At 56.6% G+C, this 25222-nt stretch carries 23 protein-coding genes; 9 read left to right on the top strand and 14 right to left on the bottom strand.

Features of this window, described 5'->3' with window-relative positions; all coding sequences use genetic code 11:
- Position 1 precedes the first annotated feature (1 nt).
- Complete coding sequence (locus PYW49_RS14625) at positions 2 to 1345, top strand: NCS2 family permease (RefSeq protein ID WP_320386807.1); 1344 nt, start codon at positions 2 to 4, stop codon at positions 1343 to 1345.
- On the opposite strand, the gene etk is transcribed toward PYW49_RS14625, so the two are convergent.
- Genes etk through PYW49_RS14610 form a run of 3 tightly spaced genes read right to left on the bottom strand, consistent with a single transcriptional unit; the run spans position 1342 to position 5128 of the window.
- Positions 1342 to 3540 (bottom strand): tyrosine-protein kinase, encoded by a 2199-nt coding sequence (etk, locus tag PYW49_RS14620; RefSeq protein WP_320386806.1) that lies wholly within the window; start codon positions 3538 to 3540, stop codon positions 1342 to 1344. The genes PYW49_RS14625 and etk overlap by 4 nt on opposite strands.
- Positions 3540 to 3989: an arsenate reductase/protein-tyrosine-phosphatase family protein gene (locus PYW49_RS14615; RefSeq protein WP_134347882.1), complete on the bottom strand. Its 450-nt coding sequence runs from the start codon at positions 3987 to 3989 to the stop codon at positions 3540 to 3542. The genes etk and PYW49_RS14615 overlap by 1 nt, the downstream gene beginning before the upstream one ends.
- Positions 3989 to 5128 (bottom strand): polysaccharide export protein, encoded by a 1140-nt coding sequence (locus PYW49_RS14610; RefSeq protein WP_320386805.1) that lies wholly within the window; start codon positions 5126 to 5128, stop codon positions 3989 to 3991. Before PYW49_RS14610 ends, PYW49_RS14615 begins: the two co-directional genes overlap by 1 nt.
- Before the next feature lie 473 nt (positions 5129 to 5601).
- Between PYW49_RS14610 and PYW49_RS14605 the strand changes: the two genes are divergently transcribed.
- Positions 5602 to 5934 (top strand): RcnB family protein, encoded by a 333-nt coding sequence (locus tag PYW49_RS14605; RefSeq protein ID WP_134347880.1) that lies wholly within the window; start codon positions 5602 to 5604, stop codon positions 5932 to 5934.
- Entirely contained in the window at positions 5909 to 6364 is a 456-nt protein-coding gene (locus PYW49_RS14600) for a GNAT family N-acetyltransferase (protein ID WP_320386804.1), read from the top strand. Before PYW49_RS14605 ends, PYW49_RS14600 begins: the two co-directional genes overlap by 26 nt.
- A 97-nt stretch (positions 6365 to 6461) precedes the next feature.
- Here PYW49_RS14600 and apbC read toward each other — a convergent pair whose 3' ends face one another.
- Positions 6462 to 7571 (bottom strand): iron-sulfur cluster carrier protein ApbC, encoded by a 1110-nt coding sequence (apbC, locus tag PYW49_RS14595; RefSeq protein WP_134347878.1) that lies wholly within the window; start codon positions 7569 to 7571, stop codon positions 6462 to 6464.
- Positions 7572 to 7708: 137 nt separating this feature from the next.
- On the opposite strand from apbC, the gene metG reads away from it, so the two are divergent.
- Positions 7709 to 9742, top strand: coding sequence for a methionine--tRNA ligase (gene metG / locus PYW49_RS14590; protein ID WP_320386803.1), 2034 nt, complete (start codon positions 7709 to 7711; stop codon positions 9740 to 9742).
- Between the two features lie 110 nt (positions 9743 to 9852).
- Here metG and PYW49_RS14585 read toward each other — a convergent pair whose 3' ends face one another.
- The 3 genes from PYW49_RS14585 to PYW49_RS14575 are packed head-to-tail and all read right to left on the bottom strand — an operon-like array spanning position 9853 to position 12769.
- The gene (locus tag PYW49_RS14585) at positions 9853 to 10323 is read right to left on the bottom strand and encodes a YehS family protein (protein WP_320386802.1); all 471 of its coding nucleotides are present in this window, start codon (positions 10321 to 10323) and stop codon (positions 9853 to 9855) included.
- 47 nt (positions 10324 to 10370) lie between these two features.
- Positions 10371 to 11090, bottom strand: a complete 720-nt coding sequence (gene btsR / locus PYW49_RS14580) for a two-component system response regulator BtsR (RefSeq protein WP_024908144.1) — start codon at positions 11088 to 11090, stop codon at positions 10371 to 10373.
- Positions 11084 to 12769 (bottom strand): sensor histidine kinase, encoded by a 1686-nt coding sequence (locus tag PYW49_RS14575; protein WP_024908145.1) that lies wholly within the window; start codon positions 12767 to 12769, stop codon positions 11084 to 11086. Before PYW49_RS14575 ends, btsR begins: the two co-directional genes overlap by 7 nt.
- Positions 12770 to 12986: 217 nt before the next feature.
- On the opposite strand from PYW49_RS14575, the gene mlrA reads away from it, so the two are divergent.
- Both mlrA and PYW49_RS14565 read left to right on the top strand, forming a co-directional pair.
- A complete protein-coding gene (gene mlrA / locus PYW49_RS14570; protein ID WP_320386870.1) occupies positions 12987 to 13727 on the top strand; it encodes an HTH-type transcriptional regulator MlrA in 741 nt (246 codons plus the stop codon).
- 69 nt (positions 13728 to 13796) lie between these two features.
- Positions 13797 to 13910, top strand: a complete 114-nt coding sequence (locus PYW49_RS14565) for a protein YohO (protein WP_008500895.1) — start codon at positions 13797 to 13799, stop codon at positions 13908 to 13910.
- Here the strand turns inward: PYW49_RS14565 and PYW49_RS14560 are convergent.
- The 5 genes from PYW49_RS14560 to bglX form a co-directional block, all read right to left on the bottom strand.
- The gene (locus PYW49_RS14560; RefSeq protein ID WP_320386801.1) at positions 13885 to 14622 is read right to left on the bottom strand and encodes an ABC transporter permease subunit; all 738 of its coding nucleotides are present in this window, start codon (positions 14620 to 14622) and stop codon (positions 13885 to 13887) included. The genes PYW49_RS14565 and PYW49_RS14560 overlap by 26 nt on opposite strands.
- A complete protein-coding gene (locus PYW49_RS14555) occupies positions 14606 to 15559 on the bottom strand; it encodes an ATP-binding cassette domain-containing protein (protein WP_320386800.1) in 954 nt (317 codons plus the stop codon). Before PYW49_RS14555 ends, PYW49_RS14560 begins: the two co-directional genes overlap by 17 nt.
- Entirely contained in the window at positions 15552 to 16709 is a 1158-nt protein-coding gene (locus PYW49_RS14550; RefSeq protein WP_320386799.1) for an ABC transporter permease, read from the bottom strand. The genes PYW49_RS14555 and PYW49_RS14550 overlap by 8 nt, the downstream gene beginning before the upstream one ends.
- A gap of 12 nt (positions 16710 to 16721) precedes the next feature.
- Positions 16722 to 17639 (bottom strand): glycine betaine ABC transporter substrate-binding protein OsmF, encoded by a 918-nt coding sequence (gene osmF, locus PYW49_RS14545; protein ID WP_320386798.1) that lies wholly within the window; start codon positions 17637 to 17639, stop codon positions 16722 to 16724.
- Between the two features lie 146 nt (positions 17640 to 17785).
- Positions 17786 to 20083, bottom strand: a complete 2298-nt coding sequence (gene bglX, locus PYW49_RS14540; protein WP_320386797.1) for a beta-glucosidase BglX — start codon at positions 20081 to 20083, stop codon at positions 17786 to 17788.
- 200 nt (positions 20084 to 20283) lie between these two features.
- Here bglX and dld point away from each other — a divergent pair, with 200 nt between their 5' ends.
- Positions 20284 to 22032, top strand: a complete 1749-nt coding sequence (gene dld / locus PYW49_RS14535; RefSeq protein ID WP_320386796.1) for a D-lactate dehydrogenase — start codon at positions 20284 to 20286, stop codon at positions 22030 to 22032.
- 112 nt (positions 22033 to 22144) lie between these two features.
- Complete coding sequence (locus PYW49_RS14530) at positions 22145 to 22699, top strand: GNAT family N-acetyltransferase (RefSeq protein ID WP_134347870.1); 555 nt, start codon at positions 22145 to 22147, stop codon at positions 22697 to 22699.
- Between the two features lie 97 nt (positions 22700 to 22796).
- Here PYW49_RS14530 and pbpG read toward each other — a convergent pair whose 3' ends face one another.
- Both pbpG and PYW49_RS14520 read right to left on the bottom strand, forming a co-directional pair.
- The gene (gene pbpG, locus PYW49_RS14525; protein ID WP_320386795.1) at positions 22797 to 23720 is read right to left on the bottom strand and encodes a D-alanyl-D-alanine endopeptidase; all 924 of its coding nucleotides are present in this window, start codon (positions 23718 to 23720) and stop codon (positions 22797 to 22799) included.
- Positions 23721 to 23887: 167 nt separating this feature from the next.
- Positions 23888 to 24475: a Yip1 family protein gene (locus PYW49_RS14520; protein WP_023312454.1), complete on the bottom strand. Its 588-nt coding sequence runs from the start codon at positions 24473 to 24475 to the stop codon at positions 23888 to 23890.
- A 157-nt stretch (positions 24476 to 24632) separates the two neighbouring features.
- Here PYW49_RS14520 and PYW49_RS14515 point away from each other — a divergent pair, with 157 nt between their 5' ends.
- The gene (locus PYW49_RS14515) at positions 24633 to 25205 is read left to right on the top strand and encodes a DedA family protein (RefSeq protein WP_134347868.1); all 573 of its coding nucleotides are present in this window, start codon (positions 24633 to 24635) and stop codon (positions 25203 to 25205) included.
- Positions 25206 to 25222 lie beyond the last annotated feature (17 nt).

Here is a 25222-nt window from a genome sequence, read left to right as displayed (position 1 = left end):
AATGGCCGACAACACCGTTAATTCGCCAGCACCAGGGAGCTGGTTTGAACGTCGTTTTGCACTGCATACGCGCGGCAGTACCGTGCGTACCGAATGTCTGGCAGGTCTTACCGGTTTTCTCGCCGCAGCCTATTTGCTGGTGGTCATCCCGGGGCTGCTGGCCGTGGGCGGGATGGACAAAGGGGCGGCGACCACGGGCACGATTTTAGTGTTTGTGGCCGGTACGCTGCTGATGGCGTTTTACGCCAACCTGCCGTTTATCGTCGGGCCGGGCATTGGTGGCTCGGTGCTGGTCGGGGTGACGCTGGCAGGGAGTGAAGGCATCGGCTGGCAAATTGGCCTGGGCATTGCCTGCTGGTCGGGGATTTTATTCTTCCTTCTCACCCGCTTTGGCCTGCGTGAAGTAGTCACCCGTTCGGTGCCGCAGTCCATCAAGCTGGGGCTGACGGCCTCTATCGGTCTGTTTGTCGCCATACTCGGCTTTCGCAATGCCGGGCTGGTGCTGGCCAACGCGAAAACAAACGCGCTGATGCTGGGGGATTTTCTGTCGCCCGCAGCGCTGGTGGCATTAGCCGGTTTGTTCCTGGCCATTGCCCTACAGGCGCGGCGTATTCCGGGGGCGATCTTATGGGCAATCCTGTTCGCAACCCTCGTCGGCATCCCGCTGGGCGTAACAAAATTACCCGCCAGCTTCATTGATATGCCCCACTCGCTGACGCCGGTGCTGGGCCACATCGACATGCTGGGTGCACTGAATATTGCCTTCCTGCCGTTCCTGTTTGTTTTCTTTGCCTCGGAGTTTTTCTCCACCATGGGCACCACGCTGGCGGTTGGGGGCGAAGCCGGGCTGCTGGATGAAGAGGGTAATATGGCCAATATCAATCGTCCGTTTATGGTGGACTCCATTGCCGCCGCGATAGGTCCGTGGGTCGGCATTCCTGCCGCCACTGCGCTGATTGAATCCTCGGCGGCCGCGGAAGCGGGCGGGAAAACCGGCATGACGGCGCTGGCTGCCGCGTTCATGTTCCTGCTGATGCTGCTGTTTACCCCCGTTGCGCTGATGATCCCGAAAGAAGCCACTGCGCCCGCCCTGATCCTGATCGGTCTGAACATGTTCAGCGGCCTGCGTAAGGTGGATCTGGCGAACTTCACTGACGGGCTGCCGGTGCTGATGATGATAATGATTACGCTCATTGCCAACAGCTTCGGAACAGGTATTGCTGGGGGCCTGCTGTTTTACATTGTCATTAAAGCGATTGCAGGAAAATGGCGAGAAATCCCTGTTGGACTTTGGATCCTCGCCATCCCGCTGGTCTATTACTTTGCCACGCTGGTGAAGCATTAATCCTTGCGCTGTTGCCGTGTCGGGCTTTGGCCATACTCGTATTGACCATAGCCCGCACTGTAATAAAGCGCGGCCGATTTCACCACGTCATTCAGCACGGTACCGTTGATACGCGCGCCCGTTTGTTGCAGACGCTTGATGCTATTTTCCATCTCTTTCAGGCTGGTCTTGCCAAAGCGGGCGACAAGCAGTGAGGTTGCCGCCACCGGGGCGGCCACTGCGGTATCGGTAACGGCGAGCACCGGCGGCGTATCAAGGATCACAAGATCATAATGTTCATCTGCCCATGCCATTACCGCCCTGAAGCGTTCGCTCATCAGCAGTTCTGCAGGCCGCAGCGGAACCGGCCCGCAGGTCAGCACATCAATATTGCCTTTTTCATAGCGCTGAATCGCCTCCTGACACGCGCACTGTCCCTCAAGTACGCCGGACAGTCCGGTGTGATTTTTCAGGCCAAACACGTTGTGGACATACCCCTCGCGCATATCCGCATCAATGAATAACACCCTGAGCCCGGCCTGTGCCTCAATCGCGGCCAGCGAGGTGCTGACAAGCGTTTTTCCGCAGTCCTGGGTGGGACCCGAAATCATGACGATTCGGTTAGCGGCTTCCTGCAGCGTGAAGTGCAGACTGGTGCGCAACCCCCGTACGGCCTCGACAAAAATATCCGCAGGCCGGTCTACGGGCAGGAAGGGTACATCGGTTACCCTGTGTTTCCAGCGCGTGCCAAACGCTCGTCTTCTGCGCAGGTTGGTTTTTTTCCACAGCCATACCGAACGCGGCAAGGTAGCCATCACCTGTACGCCCAGCCCTTCAAGTTGCTCAGAGGTATTGATGCCGCGTCGGAGTGCAATGTGGACCAGCACCAGGCCCATCGAGCACATCAGCCCCAGCAGGATACCAGCGACGATAATCATCGGTTTCCGCGGTTTAATGGGGTCGGGTTGCGTCACCGCGCTGTCGATAATTCGCACGTTGCCGATGGCGCTGGAACGAGAAATGTTCAGCTCCTGCTGGCGGGTGAGAAGCTGCAGGTAGATGGTGCGCCCGGACTCCACGTCCCGACTGAGGCGCAAGATATCCTGTTGGGTGGAGGGCATGGCTGAAATACGCTGATTCAGACGGACCTTTTCCTGTTCCAGCGTCTGACGTTTTTCACGCAATGCGCGGTAGTTCGGGTGCTCTTTCTTAAACAGCTGCGAGATTTCCGCCTCACGAAACGTCAGCTCGTTAAGCTGGTTTTCAATATTCACGATCTGCTCGAGAACCGATTTCGCTTCAAGCGAGAGGTCGACCGAATCCCGCTGTTTGCGATACTGGTTCAGCCGCTCTTCGGCCAAATCCAGGTCGCTTCTGATTTTGGGTAACTGCTGCTGCAAAAAGGCAAGGCTGCGGGCATCCTGCGCCTCCTGGCGGGCGATATTCTGCTGCAGATAAATGTGAGCAATTCGGTTGAGGACATTAGCAATATGCTCAGGATCGCTACCGGTCAGGGTCAGCGTCAGCACGCCGCTCTGCCTGGCAGACTCAGCCACGTTGAATTGTGCACTCAGGTCGTTAATCGCCTCCAGACGGGTCTTGGTCTGGAGCGTAAACTGCGTGCCTGGTGGGGCATTAAGCGTCTTGACCAGCAGGGATACCCCCTCCTTCTCCAGCGCAGCCCCTTCCCTGCCCTCGGCGTAAAAATTGTCCCCCTCCAGCCGATACGCGCCTTGTCCCATCACGGTAAGCATAAGAGAGCGTGGTTTGCCTTCAACCGGAGAGAGCTGAAGCCAGCCAAGGGTTAAGGTGGCGGGCTTACGGCCCTGCAAACGGGCCCACAGGCGTCCCACAACAGGGAGAGTACGCTCTGTCACATGCTGCGTTAAGCCCAATGCGTCTACCGTTGCGCCCAGGATCATGCGCGATTTCAGCAGGAGGAGTTCTGGCTCAACATCGGGGGACAGTTCATTACTGAACTGGCTGAGATTTTTGAGCAGGCTGTTATCCTGTTTTCCTTCGACCTGGATTAAGGCGTCTGCGCGATAAACGGGCGTAGCCAAAAAGGCATACAGTCCAGCAAGCAGAGTGAAAACGAGAGTCATCGTTAAAATAACTGCACGGTGATCGAGCATCTCGCCGAGGAGACGAACGAGATCAATTTCGTGATTTTCGGGTGCTGCAGCACCGTAACTGTCTGTTGTATATGACGACATTAACGCTTCATTCCTTTTTGACTCAACCGATACGCCCATTCCTGACTGGCTTTTCCCAACTGCCCGAAAACATAGTCAAATGCTTCATGACTCTTACGATAGGGATCGGGGATATCCTGCGGCTCAAGCCATTGTCCAAAGAGCAGTGTTTTGCCGCGGATTTCCGGGGCCATGGCGGAGATAAAGCGAAGATGGGCAGGCTCCATCACCAGAATAAGATCCGATTCCCGCATCAGTTGGGGGGTCAGCCTGCGCGCGCGATGCCCTTCCAGTGAGATCCCGTGTCGCCAGGCCACTTCCCGGGCACCGACATCCGCCGGGCTTCCCTCCAGCCCAAAAATGCCTGCAGACGTTATTCGCTTTCCCGGTACCCGCTGACGCAACAGCCGCTCTCCTATCGGCGAGCGGCAAATATTCCCTGTGCATACCACTAAGATGGAATCGAACATTATTGCGGCCACTGTCTGATGTAACGAACCGTTTCGGTCAGGTCATGAACGCCAGTGATGGTCGGTACAAGCTGAGTGATGACGCGATTCCAGCGCGACAGCGGTGCCGTGGTGACATAGACAATGTCGTAGGGCTCAAGCTGAAACTCGGTGCCCAACACCATCGCGGAGGCATCCTGCGCATTTAGCTGGTAGATGTTGGCGATTTTCCCCGCATCATTGCCTTTCCTGATGGAGCGAATGACAAAAATGCCCGTCGCATCGGCCATGTCCTGATTTAACCCACCCGCATTGCTCAGCGCTTCTGCAAGGGTCATCCCGCTCCTGTCCATCTTCAGCGTGCTTTGCTTGATCACTTCGCCCATGACAAAGACTTTCAGCGCGTCATTACGCGGAACAAACAGGATGTCGCCGGGATAGAGCAGCTTATTTTGCGTCAGGTCGCCGTGCTGCATCAGCGCATAAAGGGAGAGGCGCGAATCTTTCCCCTCGTGGGTGAGTACCACATTACGCCAGTCAGCGTCGGCAGACAGTCCACCCGCCGCGTTGACGGCATCCATTACCGTCAGAGGGATATTGGTAATCGCCTGCTGGCCGGATTTGGCGACCTCTCCGGTGACATAGGCTTTTTGTGAACGAAATGCCGCCACGCTGACATCCACCTGAGGGCTTTCGATGACGCTATCCAGGCGTGCGGCAATCTCTTCCCTGACTTCAGAAACCGTTTTTCCTGCGACAGGGAGTTTGCCGACGTAGGGATAAAAGAGCGTACCGTCCGCATTCACCCAGTTACCGGTGTCACTGGCACTGCGATATTGCCCGGCCGGGGTCGTCAGTTCAGGGTGATCCCAGACGGTTACGGTTAAAATATCCCCAGTTCCGATACGGTATTCCCAGTTTTTGACCTGCTCATCCAGCTTAGGATTTGGCTGAGATTTCGCACTGGCAGGACGCAGTTTCTCAATAAGAGCAGGGGTAAGAGGATAAAGATCGACACGCTTATCTAAATTAGTATTGTCATCTCCGGACGCGATAATATTTTTCCCCGACGAGCTTAATGTTTGCCCAGGAGAAAATACGCAGCCCGTTAACTGACTTATCGCTAAGAATATTACAGATAATACCGTTGTGTTTTTCATTAGAATTAATTTATAGTTCATGGTTGCAACAAACGCGCAACAGGCAACCCATTAAGAATCACCTATTTTTCAACGCATTGCTTTTTAAAGTAATTAAATCGAAAACACACATCACCGATGTGATGTATGGGGAATAAATGAAGGACCGGAATCACGTAAGATGAGAATTAAACCGCTCCGCTTTTATAAGTTTAAATCGGCTTTTAATAAAATGCATGTACTTCAGGCTACAAATCTATGATAAAACTGTATTTTCAGATTTAATTAAAAAAAACATTACTGCACTGAATTAGTCTTAGCAAATAACATTCATAAACAAAATACTATTAACCTTTTGATCTACACAAAACCGTTCACTTTTGTTACATTTTTTTTCGAACAGACTCTGCTGCGATACTTAAAATAGGCTGTCTGCCATATCATCAACACAACAGCAGGCTGAAAGTATCAGTAACGGTATAACTGGAGATAAAATGGCTAAGCGTACATGGCTGCTTCTGGGTGTAGTAATGTCTCTTGCAAGTGCGGCTTCAGCGGCCCCGCAAACGGCATCTGCGCCATCCGGCATCAAAGCCTACGAGGAACAAGAGTTCATCGCGGATTTTACAAAGTTTAAAATTGGCGATACAGCGCCAGCGCAGTATCAAACACCCGAGTACACCATCAAACAGTACCAGTTGCGTAACCTTCCGGCCCCGGATGCGGGTACCCACTGGACCTATATGGGCGAAAACTACGTCCTGATTGGCGATGCAGACGGCAAAATCTACAAAGCCTACAATGGAGATATCTTCTATCATCGCTGATACGATCCTGGTCCGTCCCTGGCAGGAAAGTGACCGCCCTTTCCTGCGTACGCTCTTCCTCCACGCCCGGCGCGAAGCCTGGCCATGGCTGGACAGTTCAGACTGGCAGCTTGAAGATTTTGACACGGCAACCCGTGACGAAGTGATTTGGGTTGCTGTTCAGAACGGCCATCGTCTGGGTTTTGCCTCCGTCTTGACGAACAATAATTTTCTGCACAACCTGTTTGTTGACCCGCAGTATCAAAGCCTCGGGGTCGGGCGTCTGCTCCTGGAACAGGTGCAGAAGGCGTTTACCAGTACGGGTTCACTAAAGTGTCTGGTGAAGAATGCGCGGGCTATCGCGTTTTACCAGCGACACGGCTGGCACATTGAGGCGACGGGAGATTCTCCGGAAGGAGAGTATTATCTGATGCATTACCGATTGCGTTAAAGTCGGGTGGCGGCTTCGCCTTACCCGACCTACGTGATGGTGCCATTTGTAGGCCGGGTAAGGCGAAGCCGCCATCCGGCAATCCAGCGTTGGGGATTTACACCGCGCGGAACGCGATTTCCCCCGGAATGATTTCGCCCTGCCAGTAGAGCTGCGCCGCAACGCGACCCGCCAGCTGACGATACATCTCTGCAAATTCGCTGTCCGGACGGCTGACGACCGTCGGTTTTCCGCTGTCCAGATCTTCACGCAGGGTAATGTGCAGCGGCATCTGACCCAGCAGCTGGGTGTGATACTTCTCGGCCAGTTTTTCTGCCCCACCGGTACCGAAGATAGGTTCGTGGTGACCGCAGTTGCTGCAGATGTGCATGCTCATGTTCTCGACGATACCGAGCACTGGCACTTCTACCTTCTCGAACATCACGATGCCTTTTTTGGCATCGATCAGCGCGATATCCTGCGGAGTCGTCACGACGACCGCGCCCGTGACCGGAATGTTTTGCGCCAGCGTCAGCTGAATATCACCGGTTCCCGGCGGCATATCCAGCACCAGATAATCCAGATCCGGCCACATCGTCTCCTGCAGCATCTGCATCAATGCTTTGCTGGCCATCGGACCACGCCAGACCATGGCGTTATCGTCGGTGACCAGATAACCGATGGAGTTAGTGGCCAGACCGTGCGCCATAATCGGTGCCATATGGGTGCCGTCCGGTGAGGTTGGACGCTGGTTTTCCGCGCCCAGCATGTTCGGCACGGACGGCCCGTAGATATCGGCATCCAGAATACCGACTTTTGCCCCTTCGGCAGCAAGTGCCAGGGCCAGGTTGACTGCGGTGGATGATTTACCCACCCCACCCTTGCCCGAACTGACGGCAATGATGTTTTTCACGCCGTTCACGCCGGGCTGATTCTTCACGCGCTTAAGCGTGGCGATGCTGTGGGTCAGCTTCCAGTCAATCGCTTTCGCACCGGTAATGCGCAGCAGGTCAGCGCTGGTTTGCTCTTTCAGCGCGTCAAAGGCGCTGGTCCAGACAAACGGCATCTGCAGCTCAATGTGCAGCGTATCGTCCAGCCAGGCAACGTGGTGTAACGCTTTCAGCGTAGTGAGATTGTGCTTCAGGGTTGGATGCTGAAAGTTAGCCAGCGTCCCGGCGACCATTGCTCGTAAGGCTTCCGGTGATTTGGCCTGGGATTGAGAACTCATCCCGACTCCTTTGTTCTTGTGAATAAGACCTTAGAAGAACAAGTTTACCTGAAAGGCCGTGGTTTGTGCTTACTTAATAATGCCCCTTTTGGTAATATCAAAAACCCTTTTCACAGTTAAAAGAAGTAATGCCTACTATGACTCAAGTCGCGAAGAAAATTCTGGTAACGTGCGCACTGCCGTACGCCAACGGCTCAATCCACCTCGGCCACATGCTGGAGCATATCCAGGCTGATGTCTGGGTCCGTTACCAGCGAATGCGCGGCCACGAGGTTAACTTCATCTGTGCGGACGATGCTCACGGCACGCCGATCATGCTGAAAGCGCAGCAGCTGGGGATTTCCCCGGAGCAGATGATTGCCGAAATGAGTCAGGAGCATCAGACCGATTTTGCTGGCTTTGACATCAGCTATGACAACTATCACTCCACGCACAGCGACGAAAACCGTCAGCTGTCGGAGCTGATCTACACCCGTCTGAAAGAGAACGGTTTTATCAAAAACCGCACCATCTCTCAGCTGTACGATCCGGAAAAAGGCATGTTCCTGCCGGACCGTTTCGTCAAAGGCACCTGTCCAAAATGTAAATCTCCGGACCAGTACGGCGATAACTGCGAAGTGTGCGGCGCGACCTACAGCCCTACCGAGCTTATCGAGCCGAAATCTGTAGTTTCCGGTGCAACGCCTGTGATGCGTGACTCCGAGCACTTCTTCTTCGACCTGCCGTCCTTCAGCGAAATGCTGCAGGCGTGGACCCGCAGCGGTGCGCTGCAGGAGCAGGTGGCGAACAAAATGCAGGAGTGGTTCGAATCCGGTCTGCAGCAGTGGGATATCTCCCGCGATGCGCCGTACTTCGGCTTCGAAATCCCGAACGCACCAGGCAAATACTTCTACGTCTGGCTGGACGCGCCAATCGGCTACATGGGCTCTTTCAAGAATCTGTGCGACAAGCGTGGCGACACCGTCAGCTTCGACGAATACTGGAAGAAAGATTCCACTGCCGAGCTGTACCACTTCATCGGCAAAGACATCGTTTACTTCCACAGCCTGTTCTGGCCGGCGATGCTGGAAGGCAGCAACTTCCGTAAGCCAACCAATCTGTTCGTTCATGGCTACGTGACGGTGAACGGCGCGAAGATGTCCAAATCTCGCGGGACGTTCATCAAAGCCAGCACCTGGCTGAACCATTTCGACGCGGACAGCCTGCGCTACTACTACACGGCGAAGCTCTCTTCCCGCATCGACGATATCGACCTGAACCTGGAAGATTTCGTGCAGCGTGTGAACGCGGACATCGTCAATAAGGTGGTGAACCTCGCCTCCCGTAACGCAGGCTTTATTGCCAAGCGTTTCGACGGCGTGATGGCGGCAGAACTGGCTGACCCAGCTCTGTACAAAACCTTCACCGACGCGGCGGCCACCATTGGCGAGGCGTGGGAAACCCGTGAATTCGGTAAAGCAGTGCGCGAAATCATGGCGCTGGCTGACCTGGCAAACCGCTATGTGGACGAGCAGGCACCATGGGTTGTCGCTAAGCAGGAAGGCCGCGATGCCGATCTGCAGGCCATCTGCTCCATGGGCATCAACCTGTTCCGCGTGCTGATGACGTACCTGAAGCCGGTTCTGCCGCAGCTGGCAGCCCGTGCTGAAGCGTTCCTGAACACCGAACTGACCTGGGATGCCATGGCGCAGCCGCTGCTCGGCCACAAGGTGAACACCTTTAAAGCGCTGTACAACCGCATCGAGATGAAGCAGGTTGAAGCTCTGGTGGAAGCGTCTAAAGAAGAGGTGAAGGCAGCTGCAGCACCGGTTACCGGCCCGCTGGCAGACGACCCGATTCAGGAAATCATTACCTTTGACGATTTCGCCAAAGTCGACCTGCGCGTGGCGCTGATTGAAAACGCGGAATTCGTGGAAGGCTCTGACAAACTGCTGCGCCTGACGCTGGATCTGGGCGGCGAGAAGCGTAACGTCTTCTCCGGTATCCGCTCAGCGTATCCTGATCCGCAGGTGCTGATCGGTCGTCAGACCGTGATGGTGGCGAACCTGGCACCGCGCAAAATGCGCTTCGGCATCTCTGAGGGGATGGTGATGGCCGCGGGCCCGGGCGGGAAGGATATCTTCCTGTTAAGCCCAGACGAAGGCGCGAAGCCTGGCCAGCAGGTGAAATAACAAAAAAGCCGGAGATTATCTCCGGCTTTTTTTTGCCCGGCGGCGTTACGCTTGCACGGGCCTACGGGTTTTGTAGGCCGGGTAAGGCGAAGCCGCCACCCGGCTAAAAATCACGCCTTCGGGTGATGCACCCGATGGGTCAGCCCGCGCAGGAAATTACGCAGAAACTGGTCGCCACACTCGCGGTAATTTTTGTGGTCCGGCGCGCGCATCATGGCGGTCACTTCCGGCACGGATACGCGGTATTTTTGCTCCGTCATGATCGCCACAATATCGTCCGTTTTCAGCGAGAACGCGATGCGCAGCTTTTTCAGCACCGTGTTGTTGTTCACCCGACGCTCCAGCGCCAGCTCTGGCGCGGCCGGATCTTTGCCGCGCTTATCGTAAATCAGGCCGTTCAGGAAACCCGACAGAATGATGTCAGGGCAGCGAACAAAGCCCTCTTCATCTTCTTTGGTCATCCAGGTGTCGAAACCGGCAGACGTGGATTCCATGTCCGACAGCGCAAGAATGCGCACCATGTCGTTGTTGTTTGCTTTCAGGGTGTAGCGCAGGCTACGAAGAATGTCATTACTAATCATGAGTGCCTTTAACTATCGATGTTGCAATGCCGCGCAGTGTACCAGTTTTACAGGCCAATCGCCTCTTTCAAACTCTTCAGGTAGCGGCGGCTGACCGGGACGGTTTGCCCTGCGCGCAGCACCAGCTCGGCCTGGCCGTTATCTTCCAGGCGGATCTCTTTCAGGTGCGCCATATTGACCAGATACTGACGATGACAGCGAATCAGCGGCGTGCGGCTCTCCAGCGTGCGCAGCGTCAGCTCGGTAAAGCCTTCGTTACCCTCTGCGCTGGTGACAAACACCCCGCTCAGGCGGCTGCTGACAAACGCCACATCATCCATCTGCAGGAGGTAAATCCGGCTGTGCCCGGTGCAGGGGATAAATTTCAGCGGCTGCTGGTTTTCCGGCAGCAGCGTGACGTCCTGTACGGTTCGCTCCTGGCGTAAACGAGTGAGCGTTTTTTCCAGACGCTTCTCTTCAATCGGCTTGAGTAAATAGTCAAAGGCGTGCTCTTCAAAGGCTTTAACAGCATATTCATCAAACGCCGTCAGAAACACGATGTAGGGGCGATGCTCCGGGTCAAGCATGCCGACCATCTCCAGCCCGCTGATTCGGGGCATCTGAATGTCGAGAAACAGCACGTCCGGGCGCAGCTTGTGAACCGCGCCGATGGCCTCAATGGCGTTCGCACACTCCCCCACTATCTCTATATCAGGCTGCTCCTGCAGCAGAACGCGCAGGTTTTCCCGTGCCAGCGGCTCGTCATCCACAATCAGCACTCTTAACATGCGTTTTCCTCCAGCGGCAGTCGTACGGTAATACGGGTAAATCGGTCTGGCTCACAGGCGACGGTAATGCCGCAATCATCGCCAAAATGGGCGCGCAGGCGTTTATCCACCAGGCTCATCCCTAAACCGCCGGAGGCGGAAGGCTGATAAAGCCCGGCATTATCTTCAATATCCAGCACCAGATGGTGGTTGAAACGGCTGGCCGCAATGGTTATCTCCCCTGTCCCCAGAAGCTGTGACGTACCGTGTTTAATGGCGTTTTCGACAATAGGTTGCAGGGTAAAGGCCGGGAGATGCTGATACGCCAGCTCGTCCGGAACGGAAAGCGACACCTGCAGGCGCGACTGGAAACGCGCCTGCTCGATCTGAAGATAGGCATTCACGTGCTCAATCTCATCGGCGAGGGTGACGATCTCCGACGGCCGCTTCAGGTTTTTGCGGAAAAAGGTCGACAGAAATTGCACCAGCTGCGCGGCCTGATCGCTGTCGCGGCGGATCACCGCTTTGAGCGTATTGAGGGCATTAAACAGGAAATGCGGGTTGACCTGGGCATGCAGCAGCTTAATTTCGGACTGCGTCAGCAGCGCTTTCTGCCGTTCATACTGTCCGGCCAGAATTTGCGCGGAAAGCAGCTGGGCGATCCCCTCCCCCAACGTGCGGTTGATGGAGCTGAACAGACGGTTTTTCGCCTCATACAGCTTGATGGTGCCCATCACCCGCTGATTTTCGCCGCGCAGCGGAATCACCAGCGTGGAGCCCAGCTTGCACTGCGGATGCAGCGAACAGCGGTAAGGCACTTCGTTACCGTCGGCATACACCACCTCGCCGGTTTCAATGGCGCGCAGCGTATAGGCTGAAGAGATGGGTTTACCCGGCAAATGGTGATCGTCCCCGGTGCCGGTAAAGGCCAGCAGCCGCTCGCGGTCGGTTATTGCCACCGCGCCGATGTCCAGCTCCTTGTAGAGCACCTGCGCGACCTTCATGCTGTTCTCTTCGTTAAACCCCTGGCGCAGGATCCCTTCAGTCGACGCGGCGACCTTCAGCGCCGTGGCGGAAAAGGCTGAGGTGTACTTCTCAAACATGGCGCGCTTGTCGAGGAGAATACGCATAAACAGCGCTGCGCCCACGGTGTTGGTCACCATCATCGGAGCGGCAATACTGCTGACCAGATGCAGCGCATCTTCAAACGGACGGGCAATCAGCAGAATGATCGCCATCTGCGCCATTTCGGCCACAAAGGTGATCGCCCCGGCGGTAAGCGGACTAAAAACTTTATCTGGCCGGCCGCGCTTAATCATGTAGCTGTGCACCAGGCCGCCAAGCAGCCCTTCCACGATCGTCGAGATCATACAGCTCAGCGCCGTCATCCCGCCCATGGAATAGCGATGCAGCCCTCCGGTTAAGCCGACGAGACCACCGACGACGGGACCGCCCAGCAGCCCGCCCATCACCGCGCCGATAGCGCGCGTATTGGCAATAGAGTCTTCGATATGGAGGCCAAAATAGGTCCCCATGATGCAGAAAATAGAGAAGGTGACGTAACAGAGCAGCTTATGCGGCAGACGTACGGTGACCTGCATCAGCGGGATAAACAGGCGCGTTTTACTCATCAGCCAGGCAATGACAAGAAACACACACATCTGCTGAAGCAACAGCAGCACCAGATTGAACTCGTACATACTCAAAACCGCACACGCTAAAAACGCGTAACATACACGGATGCGGCTCAACTTTCTTTGAAGCACCCCAAAAAAGCGCAAAATCGTGTCCGTTATCACACCTTTTTCAGAACATCGCATGAGCTTCGCATTCTTTGTGCAAAAAACAATCAATCCTTCCTGGTTCGGCAAAGTGGGTCTACAGTTAAGCTGGGGACGCGTAAGCCAGGGGGCGAATATGGCGCTTTACACGATAGGTGAAGTGGCACTCCTTTGTGATATCAATCCCGTTACCCTACGGGCGTGGCAGCGACGGTATGGATTACTCAAACCGCAGAGAACAGACGGCGGGCATCGCCTTTTTAATGATGCCGACATCGACCGCATCCGCGAGATCAAAAGCTGGATCGACAACGGGGTGCAGGTCGGGAAAGTGAAATCCCTGCTGAGCCACGACGATCCTGACACGCAGCACCTCTGGCGCGAACAACAGGAAACCCTGCTGCGGCTTCTGCAGGTGGGCAATCTGCAGCGCCTGCGCGCATGGATAAAAGAGCTGGGCCGCGATTACCCGGCACAGACGCTGATCACCCATCTTTTCATTCCGCTCCGTCGACGCCTGCAGTGCCAGCAGTCTACGCTGCAGGCGCTGCTCAGCCTGCTTGATGGGGTGCTGATCAACTACATCGCTGTCTGCCTTGCCTCGGCGAAGAACAAGGCAGGAAAAGATGCGCTGGTGGTCGGCTGGAACGTGCACGATACCACCCGCCTGTGGCTGGAAGCGTGGATTGCGACCCAAAAGGGCTGGCGCGTGGATGTCCTTGCGCACTCGCTGGCGCAGCTTAAGCCTGAGTTTTTTGACGGCCAGACCCTGCTGGTCTGGTGTGGCGAAGTGCCGTCCGCCTCACAGCAACAGCTGCTGGCACAATGGCGTGAGAATGGTTATCCGGTTTATTCCCTTGGGCCGGATGAGCCATAACGGCATTTAATAGTTCATTAACAGCTGCGCTTCACCGTATAATTGCTCCGTTAACAACAGGAGCACATGATGAAGGCAACCAAACTGGCCATTATTACCCTTTTCGTCCTGATGGCCGTGAGCGGTATCGGCGGCGTAATGCTGGCAGGGTACTCGTTTATTGTTCGCGGCGGTGTCGGCTGAGGTACAGTGCCAGCCGCTCAAAAAGGCGATCGACGACGATTGCCGCCAGCGCGACCAGCACAGCCCCCTGCACAATGTAAGCCGTATTAAACCCGCTCAGGCCGATAATAATCGGCGTTCCCAGCGTATTAGCACCGACCGTAGACGCAATGGCTGCCGTTCCGATGTTAACGATCACCGACGTGCGGATCCCGGCAATGATAACCGGTGCCGCAAGCGGCAGTTCAACCTTGCGCAGCCGCTGCCCGCGGCTCATCCCCATCCCTTCTGCCACGCTCAGCACTGAGGCAGGTACCGCCGCGAGACCCGCCAGCGTGCCCTGCAGCACCGGCAATACGCCATACAGAATCAGCGCAATAATGGCAGGCTGCTGGCCAAAGCCCATCACCGGAACCGCTATCGCCAGTACCGCCACCGGCGGAAACGTCTGTCCAATGGCCGCAATTGTCTCTACCAGCGGACGAAACTCCCGGCCCGCCGGCCGCGTGACCGCGATGCCAGCACCTGTGCCCAGCACAACCGCAATGGCGCTTGAGAGCGCCACCAGCCAGAGATGCGCCAGGGCGAGATTAATAAAGCTCTCCTGCTGATACACCGGCCGCGGCAGCCCCGGGAAAAGGGCGTTAAACAGCGCCGCGCTGTGCGGCATCAGAAACAGTAAGGCGATAAAGAGCGCTACCAGCCAGAGGAGCGGATCACGCAGTGCCTTCACGCGTCACCTCCCCTGCCAGCAGATCGCGAAAATGTAAGGTTCCGCACGGCGTCCCGCGGGCGTCCGAAACGGGCAATACCTCGCACTGGCGCGCGACAAACGCGGAGAGGGCATCCCGCAGGCTCATTTGCTCCTGCAACGGCTCACCGCTGCTCACCTGCACCGTCTCCCGACGCATATAATCGCCGACCGTCCGCAGAGAGAGCAGCCTGACGCCCAGCTCGCTGCGGCCAAAAAACTCACGCACAAAGTCGTTCTTCGGCCATGTTAACAGCTCAAGCGGCGAGCCCTGCTGCACCACTTCGCCATGATCCATCAGCACCAGATGGTCGGCCAGGCGCAGAGCTTCATCAATATCGTGCGTCACGAGAACGATCGTGCGTCCAAGAATGCGGTGAATGCGGGTCATCTCCGCCTGAAGCGCCCCGCGCGTAACCGGGTCCAGCGCGCCGAAGGGTTCATCCATCAGCAGCACCTGCGGGTTGGCCGCCAGCGCGCGCGCCACGCCCACTCGCTGCTGTTGGCCACCGGAAAGCTGGTGCGGATAGCGGTCACGCAACGCGGGCTCCAGCCCCAGCAGAGACATCAGTTCATCAACACGGTCAGTGATTTTAGCCCGCGACCATTTCTCCAGCTGCAGCACGGTGGCAATGTTCTGCGCCACCGTCCAGTGCGGAAACAGGCCGATAGACTGAATGGCATACCCCATCCGGCGACGCAGCTCCAGCACCGGCAGGCTGCGGATCTCTTCTCCGGCAAAGCGAATCAGGCCGCTGTCATGCTCAACCAGACGGTTGATCATCTTCAGCGTGGTGGATTTTCCCGACCCGGAGGTGCCAATCAGCACGGAAAACGCGCCCTCGGCAAAGTTCAGGTTCAGATGGCTCGCCGCCGGGCGGCCGGCAAAGGTTTTACTGACATCATGAAATTCAATCATTGGCTCTTCTCCTGAGCAGCGCGAGCCATAAGGCAAACAGCGCGTCGACGACAACCGCCAGCGCAATAGTGGGAACCACGCCTAATAACACCAGATCCAGGGCGCTGCTCAGCAGCCCCTGGAACACCAGCGCGCCAAAGCCACCCGCGCCAATCAGCGCCGCGATTACCGCCATGCCAACGGTTTGTACCGCCACCACCCGCAGGCTGCGCAGCAGCAGGGGCAGCGCCAGCGGCAGCTGAATCTTCCAGAAACACTGCCGCGCGCTCATGCCCATCGCATGGGCGCTTTCCAGCACATCCGGCGCGACCTGGCTTAGGCCCGCGACCACGCCGCGCACCAGCGGCAACAGCGCGTACAGCACCAGCGCGATAAGAGCAGGCGTTAACCCCGTCCCGGCTATTCCCAGCACTCCCAGGACAGGAAACGACTTCACCAGCCCGGCAAGGGGCGCAATCAGCAGACCAAACAGAGCGACGGAAGGAATGGTCTGGATAACGTTGAGCACGGCGAAGACCCCGCCCTGACGTGAAGGATGGCGATAGCACCACATGCCCAGGGGTATCCCGAGCAGAAGCGCCGGAACGAGCGTGCCGAAGAGGATCGTCAGGTGTTGCGCCAGGGCATCATCAAACACCTCCTGACGGTTGGCATACTCTTTTAACAGCGAGAGATTGTTCAGCTCACCGCTGAACAGCAGGAACAATGGAATACACCATATCTGTGCGTTGAGCACCCAGCGCCAGACGGCGCTGGAGATGAGTCGACGAATGGCATCGCTGCAGGCCAGCAGACACAGCGCCAGCCACAGCCAGAGGCCGCTGCCCACCGTGGTTCTCGCCAGCGGGCTTTCCGCCGACACCATATGCGTCGCCGCCTGCCCGGCCCCCCAGAACAGGATGATAAACAGCCCTTCAGCGAGGAGCAGCGTCAGCCACTGCGCCGTGCGGCCTTGCCAGAGCGTTAGCGCGACCCACGCGCCCAGCACCGCCGCCAGACACCACGGCGTAAACGCCCACACTTCCCAGAGAGAGCGTCCTTCCCCTGACATCAGGCGGTTAGGGGCGACATTTACAAACGGCAGCGCGACTGCCGCGATGGCCACGCAGGCCAACAGCAGCAGTACGCGGTTATGACATTTTATTGGCACAGCCCTTTCCCGTTACTTCACAAGCCCTTGTTGTTTCAGGAAGTCGGCGGCCACTTTTTTGGCATCCAGCCCCTCGACGGCAATGCTGGCATTCAGCTGTTGCAGCGTTTTTTCATCCAGCTTCTCGAAGACCGGCTTAAGCCAGTCGGCAATCTGCGGATACGCTTTCAGCACCGCCTCACGCACAACCGGAGCTGGGGCGTAAATCGGCTGTACGCCTTTTGGATCGGTCAGGGTTTGCAGGCCAAGCGCCGCCACCGGGCCGTCGGTACCGTAGGCCATGGCCGCGTTAACGCCAGAGGTTTGCTGCGCCGCCGCTTTGATGGTCACCGCGGTATCCCCACCCGCCAGAGAGAGCAACTGCGGCTGATCGAGCTTGAAGCCGTAGGCTTTTTCAAACGCGGGCAGTGCGTCAGGACGCTCGATAAATTCCGCGGACGCTGCAAGCTTAAAGTCGCCCTTCTCTTTCAGATAGCGGCTGAGATCCGCAAGCGAGGTCAGCTTCCCTTTCTCCGCCACGTCCTTGCGCACCGCGATAGTCCAGGTATTGTTGGCCGGGGCCGGGGTCAGCCAGACCAGTTTGTTCTGCTCCGCGTCGAGTTTTTTGACTTTCTCATACCCGGCTTTGGCATTTTTCCATGCCGGATCGTTTTCCTGTTTGAAGAAGAACGCGCCGTTGCCGGTGTATTCCGGGTAGATATCCAGCTCGCCGGAGGTAATCGCGCCGCGCACGACAGGCGTGGTGCCGAGCTGGACTTTATTGACGGTTTTCACACCGTGGCTTTCCAGCACCTGCAAAATAATATTGCCGAGCAGCGCGCCTTCGGTATCGATCTTTGAGCCCACTTTTACCGGCTCCGCCGCCTGTAGCGGCAGACTCAGCGCCGCCAGCAGCACCGCAGATCCCAACATCCCCTTTGCAATCGTCATTCCACTATCCTCATTTTTTTTGCTGCCTTTTTCAGAGGCTTGAGAGAAAAGCGTAGCTTAAAACGGCGGAATTAACCGTCAAAATGCCTTTTTAGCATAAGGTAAGACGCCTCCCCGCAGGACGGGGGAGGCAAAGGAAGGAAAGGTTACAGCAGCTCGAACTCGCCTTTATTCACGCGGGCGGAATCCACGCCGATAAAGACGTTAAACTTGCCCGGTTCCGCATCGTATTTCATCTGCTGGTTCCAGAACTTCAGCGCATCCACGTCAATCGGGAAGCTGATGGTTTTGGTTTCGCCAGGTTTCAGAGTGACCTTCTCAAAGCCGCGCAGCTGTTTCACCGGACGGCTCATGGAGGCAGTCACATCCTGAACGTACATCTGGATAACCGTCGCCCCTTCGCGCTTGCCGGTGTTGGTCACCTCGACGCTGGCGGTGACGTTGCCATCACGCTTCAGGGTTGGCGCAGACATTTTCACCTCAGAGACCTTAAAGGTGGTGTAGCTCAGGCCGTAACCAAACGGATACAGCGGGCCGTTGGCTTCGTCGAAGTAGCGCGAGGTGTACTTGTTCGGCTTGTCGGCGTTGTACGGACGACCGGTGTTCAGGTGGCTGTAGTAGACCGGGATCTGTCCGACGGAGCGCGGGAAGGACATCGGCAGCTTGCCCGACGGGTTGTAATCACCAAACAGCACGTCGGCGATGGCGTTACCGCCTTCGGTACCGGCAAACCAGGTTTCCAGAATAGCGTCAGCCTGCTGATCTTCTTTCACCAGCGCCAGCGGACGACCGTTCATCAGCACCAGCACCAGCGGCTTGCCGGTCGCTTTCAGGGCGGCGATCAGATCGCGCTGGCTCTGCGGAATTGTAATATCGGTACGGCTGGAGGCTTCGTGCGCCATCCCCTGCGCTTCACCCACGACCGCGACAACGACGTCAGACTGTTTCGCGGTATTCACCGCCTCGTCGATCATCTCCTTCGAAGTGCGCGGATCGACCTTCACCGCTTCCTCGTACTGGTTGAGGAAAGTCACGATGTCTTTATCGTTGGTGACGTTCGCGCCTTTGGCATACAGCACTTTGGCGTTTTCACCGACCGCACTCTTGATACCGGTCAGCACGGTCACGGACTGGTCAGCCACGCCTGCGGCAGACCAGCTGCCCATGACATCGCGCTTGCTGTCGGCCAGCGGGCCCACCACGGCAATGGTGCCGGATTTTTTCAGCGGCAGCGTGTCGAGGCGGTTCTTCAGCAGCACCAGACTTTCGCGCGCCACGTCACGGGCCTCTTTACGGTGCAGACGGGTTTCGGCATTGGTATCTGCCGGGTCAGAATCTTTCGGGCCCAGATGGCTGTACGGATCGTTAAACAGACCCATGTCGTATTTCACGTTCAGCACGTGGCGCGCGGCATCGTCCAGCTCCGCCATGGTCACCTTGCCGCTCTTCACCAGCCCCGGCAGGTATTTGCTGTAGTACTCGTCGCTCATGCTCATGTTAATGCCGGACTTGAGCGCGACGCGCACCGCGTCTTCCGGGTCGGAAGCCGTGCCGTGTTTGATCAGCTCTTTAATCGCCCCGTGGTCAGAAACGGTAATGCCCTTGAAGCCCCACCGATCGCGCAGCACGTCTTTCAGCAGCCAGGAATCAGAGGTCGCAGGCGTGCCGTTCAGCGAGTTCAGCGCCACCATCACCGCGCCGCTGCCCGCATCCAGCCCTGCCTTGTACGGCGGCATGTAGTCGTTAAACAGGCGCTGCGGGCTCATGTCGACGGTGTTGTACTCTTTACCGCCTTCAACCGCGCCGTAGGCCGCAAAGTGCTTAACGCTGGTCATCACCGAGTAGCGTTCCGCCGGGCTTTTGCCCTGCATCGCTTCCACCATGGTTTTACCCATCATGGAGGTTAAAAAGGTGTCTTCACCAAAGCCTTCCGATGCACGCCCCCAGCGCGGATCGCGCGAGACGTCCACCATTGGTGCCCAGGTCATGTTCAGGCCATCGTCCGCGGCTTCATAAGCAGACACACGCCCGACGGTTTTCACCGCGTCGAGGTTAAAGGAGGAGGCTAAGCCGAGGCTGATGGGGAAAACGGTACGCTGGCCGTGCACCACATCATAGGCGAAGAACAGAGGAATTTTCAGACGGCTGAGATCCATCGCCTGATCCTGCATCTTGCGGATATCCTGGCGGGTGACGGTATTAAAGATGGCCCCTACCTGCCCGTCTTTGATCATCTCGCGGATGGCCTCTTTCGGGTTATCCGGGCCGACGCTGATAAGACGCAGCTGGCCGATCTTCTCATCGACCGTCATTTTCTTGAGCAATTCCGTGACAAACGCGTCCCGTGCTTCAGGCGTGAGCGGGTGATTGCCAAACAAATCCTCTGCCAGCGCAGGTTGCAGTGCCAGGCTGACGGCGACACCTACAGAACATAGCCATTTCATGTCGTTTTACTCTCTCATCAATAACCGCCGGAAGATCTCGGCCAAACCGTGCGAAAAGCGCAGTGTGCCATAAACCCTCGGAACGTTGCAGGGTTATTCTCTGATTTTTCTCTGATTATCTTCGTGAATACTCGACCGCTTAACAGTTAATCGCGCTATGCTTTACAGCGAGAAATTTGCCCCACCACAAGGAGTGGAAGATGTCTTCTGTTCGAACAAACGATAACACGACTTTTATTAACGAACTGTCGCGCCTGGTTGGCTCCTCTCACCTGCTTACCGACCCGGCCAAAACCGCCCGCTACCGCAAGGGCTTCCGCTCCGGCCAGGGCGAGGCGCTGGCGGTGGTTTTCCCCGGCACGCTCCTGGAACTGTGGCGCGTGCTAAGCGCCTGCGTCGCCGCAGACAAGATTATTTTAATGCAGGCGGCCAACACCGGCCTGACCGAAGGTTCAACGCCGAACGGCAACGATTACGATCGTGACATCGTGATCATCAGCACCCTGCGCCTCGACAAGCTGCACCTGCTGGATAAAGGCGAGCAGGTGCTCGCGTTCCCCGGCACGACGCTCTACTCCCTGGAAAAAGCGCTTAAGCCGCTGGGCCGTGAACCGCACTCGGTGATCGGTTCCTCCTGCATTGGCGCCTCGGTGGTTGGTGGGATCTGCAATAACTCCGGCGGCTCGCTGGTGCAGCGCGGCCCGGCCTACACCGAGATGTCGCTGTTTGCCCGTATTGATGAAAACGGCAAGCTGACGCTGGTTAACCATCTGGGCATCGATCTGGGCGTGACGCCGGAACAGATCCTCAGCAAGCTCGACGACGATCGCGTGAAGGATGAAGACGTTCAGCACGACGGGCGTCATGCGCACGATCACGATTACGTGACCCGCGTACGGAATATCGAAGCCGATACGCCGGCGCGTTACAACGCCGATCCGGATCGCCTGTTTGAAGCCTCCGGCTGCGCGGGCAAGCTGGCCGTTTTTGCGGTGCGTCTCGACACCTTCCCGGCAGAGAAAAAACAGCAGGTGTTTTACATCGGTACCAATCAGCCTGAGGTCCTGACGGAGATCCGCCGTCATATTCTGGGCGAATTCACCCACCTGCCGGTGGCGGGTGAGTACATGCACCGGGACATTTACGACATCGCCGAGCGCTACGGCAAAGATACCTTCCTGATGATCGACAAGCTCGGCACCGACAAAATGCCGTTCTTCTTCACCATGAAGGGCCGTACCGATGCGATGCTGGAGAAAGTGTCGCTGTTTAAGCCCCACTTCACCGACCGCTTTATGCAGAAGCTGGGTAACGTTTTCCCGGCGCATTTACCCCAGAGAATGAAAACCTGGCGCGATAAATATGAGCATCATCTGCTGCTGAAAATGGCCGGGGACGGCATTGCCGAAGCGCAGACCTGGCTGAGCGAATTCTTCAAAACCGCCGAAGGGGATTTCTTTGCCTGTACGCCTGAAGAAGGCAGCAAAGCGTTCCTGCACCGTTTTGCCGCCGCTGGAGCCGCCATTCGTTATCAGGCGGTACATTCAGAAGAGGTGGAAGATATTCTGGCGCTGGATATCGCCCTGCGACGTAACGACACCGAGTGGTTTGAACACCTGCCGCCGGAAATCGACAGCAAGCTGGTGCACAAACTCTATTACGGCCACTTTATGTGTTACGTCTTCCATCAGGACTACATTGTCAAAAAAGGGGTCGATGCGCACGCGCTGAAGGAGCAGATGCTCGCCCTGTTGCGTGAACGTGGCGCACAATATCCTGCGGAACACAACGTCGGGCATCTTTATAAAGCCCCTGACGCACTTAAGCAGTTTTATCGCGAGAATGACCCTACAAACAGCATGAATCCCGGCATTGGTAAAACAACGCGGAATAAATACTGGAAAGAGAGTGCCGATACGGAGCAGCAGATTACGCAAGCGTCTGATTAATTCCTACAGCCAAATTTGAGAGATTGTTAAGCGCTCCTTAATCGTAATAGAGTAACTGTCTGTCGCCGGAGAAACGTTTCTCCGGCTTTCTATAACGAGGAGCAGGCACATCATGTCGGCTGTTGATGTTTTATCCGAGACCGAACTGGAAGTGCGCGATGCCCTTCCCGATGATGTGCATGCCATCGCCGCCATCTATGCCTGGCATGTGCTTCACGGACGCGCGTCATTTGAAGAGGTCCCCCCCACCGTCGATGAAATGCGTCATCGTATGAAAAGCGTGGCTGAGAACGGTTTACCGTGGCTTATCGCGCTGTATCGCGGCATTGTCGTGGGCTATTGCTACGCCACCCCGTACCGTCCGCGACAGGCCTACCGCTATACCCTTGAAGAGTCTATTTACGTGGATGCCAGCATTACCGGGCGCGGTTTTGGCTCGGCATTAATGTCTGCGCTGATTGAACGCTGCGAACAAGGCCCGTGGCGCCAGATGGTTGCCGTGGTGGGAGATGGCAATAATAATGCCGGCTCGTTGCGGCTGCATAAAAAACACGGCTTCGAGATTGTCGGCCAGATGCGCAGCGTGGGATATAAGAAAGGCGACTGGCGGGATACGGTGATTATGCAGCGCCCGCTCAACGATGGAGACTGGACGCTGCCAGAGTAGGCGCTTTCGCCCGGTGGCGCTTCGCTTACCGGGCCTACGTATCGAGGTCTTTGTAGGCCGGGTAAGGCGAAGCCGCCACCCGGCACTGACAGATGGCTCAGTCGTTCTGCGCCGTTGCCATCTGTTCCGCTTTTTGCTTTTTATACGTCAATGCCGCAGCCGGGACTGGCTGCACTTTCCCTGTCTCAATCCAGGTGCGCAGACGGCTGGCATCGGCAAAGTGGGTATATTTGCCAAAGGCATCCATCACCACCAGCGCCACGGGCTTACCGTTAAATACCGTGCGCATCACCAGACAGTGTCCTGCCGCGTTGGTAAAGCCAGTTTTCGTTAACTGAATATTCCAGTTATCCCGGTAAACCAGATGGTTAGTATTGCGGAACGGCAGCGTGTAGGCCGGGTTCGCAAAGGTCGCCATCTCTTCACGGGTGGTACTGAGCTGTCCAATCAGCGGGTACTGTTTGCTGGCGATCAGCAGTTTCGTCAGATCGCGGGCCGTGGAGACGTTGCTGATCGACAGACCCGTCGGCTCAACATAATGCGTATTGGTCATCCCCAGTGATTTGGCTTTTGCGTTCATCGCGCGAATAAACGCGTCGTAGCCGCCCGGATAGTGGTGCGCCAGGCTCGCCGCAGCGCGGTTTTCAGACGACATCAGCGCCAGCAGCAGCATATTCTTACGGCTGATTTCACTGTTCAGTCGCACGCGGGAGTAGATCCCTTTCATCTCCGGCGTGTGGCTGATATCCACTTTCAGCTTTTCGTCCAGCGGCAGACGGGCATCAAGCACCACCATCGCGGTCATTAATTTGGTAATCGAGGCGATCGGGCGCACCAGGTCCGGATGGCTGGCGTAAATCACCTTATTGGTGTTGAGATCAACAATCATCGCGCTGCCGGACGCAATTTGCGGCTGGGCAGCAGCGGCGGTCACCGCGGGCGTTTTGGCGACGGCTGGCACGGCAGCGGACGCGCCCAGCAGCAGCGCCAGGCTAAGTAAAGAAACTCGGAATTTCAGCATGGTGAGACTTCTGATAATTATTCACGCACGTTATGACGTACACCGCCTGCGTCGACGGATAAACACAGGCTGGCTTCGGCATCATAGCGGTCACCGGGCGTTGTCGCCAGCGGATAATCGTGAACAGATGCTGCATTGCTGGCATTTACGCCAGCAATGCAGTGAGCTTAGAAGAGACGGTATCCATAACCCCAAAGGATGACCGTCAGCGCCAGTAGCGCCTCCAGGACCAGCACGCCGATGGCGAGCGTTGAGCTGGAGAAGCTCAGGCCCTCTTCTTTATTGATATTCAGGAAGGTAGGGACCCCCAGATACAGCAGATAACCGGTGTAAAAGAGGGCAATAGTACCGATCAGCGCGCACAGCCAGACCAGTGGATAGAGCGCGACAATACCGCTTAAGAACAGCGGGGTCGCGACATACCCGGCGAAGACCATACAGTGCGCCAGCGATGGACGTTGCGGGTAGTTTCGCGCCATCCAGTGTATGACGCGCCCCATGACCGCCACACCCGCCAGCATCAGGCCATAAAAAACGATGGCCAGATAAAGCCCGGTAAACCATGAAAGCTGAACCACGGTGCCATCACCGAAGTTCCAGCCGATTTGTGTTGTTCCAATAAAGGCGCATATTACCGGCACCGCAGCCATCAGCAGTACATGGTGCGTGTAATGATGCGAGACCGTTTCGTTCTCACTTTTAATGACATGCATCTCACGATCGGGATGGGAGAAAAGTCCCCAGACATGGTTCATAGCGCCCCCTTGTTGTCGGCCCGTCAGCGATACCTTAAGTATAATGCAGGCTTTAGATTATTTTATGTACAGTGGGAAATTTCCGTTGATTTCCCCGCTGTTGATTCATGGGGTATATGATTAACGAGGGAATGCAGAGGGAGATAACGTTCACGTAATGGATATCAACAGTCTTATTGAACAATATGGATACGCCGCGCTGGTCATCGGTAGCGTGGCAGAAGGTGAAACGGTCACGTTGTTGGGCGGTGTCGCCGCGCATCAGGGGTTGCTGAAATTCCCGCTGGTCGTCGCCGCGGTCGCGCTCGGGGGCATGATTGGCGATCAGCTGCTCTATTTTCTGGGGCTGCGTTTCGGGCCAACGCTGCTCAGGCGTTTCGCAAAGCATCAGAAGAAAATCCGGCGCGCTCAGCGGCTCATTCAACGCCATCCCTATCTGTTCGTTATTGGCACGCGCTTTATGTATGGCTTTCGCATTATTGGTCCGATACTGATCGGCGCCAGCCATCTGCCGCCAAAAATTTTCCTGCCGCTCAATATTGTTGGCGCGATTGCCTGGGCGCTGATTTTCACGACGCTCGGTTACGTGGGTGGCGAAGTGATTGCCCCGTGGCTGCATAATCTCGATCAGCACCTGAAGCACTGGGCGTGGTTGATCCTGGTGGTTGTGGCGGTGATCGGGGTCAGGCTGTGGCTGAAGCATCGGGAAAAAACGCGGGATGAAGAGTGAGTGCAGCCTGCTGCCCT

This window comes from Enterobacter chinensis (assembly GCF_034008295.1).
Classification (GTDB): Bacteria; Pseudomonadota; Gammaproteobacteria; order Enterobacterales; family Enterobacteriaceae; genus Enterobacter; species Enterobacter chinensis.
Note: the sequence above shows the minus strand (reverse complement) of the source record. Positions and strands in the feature narration are given on the sequence as shown.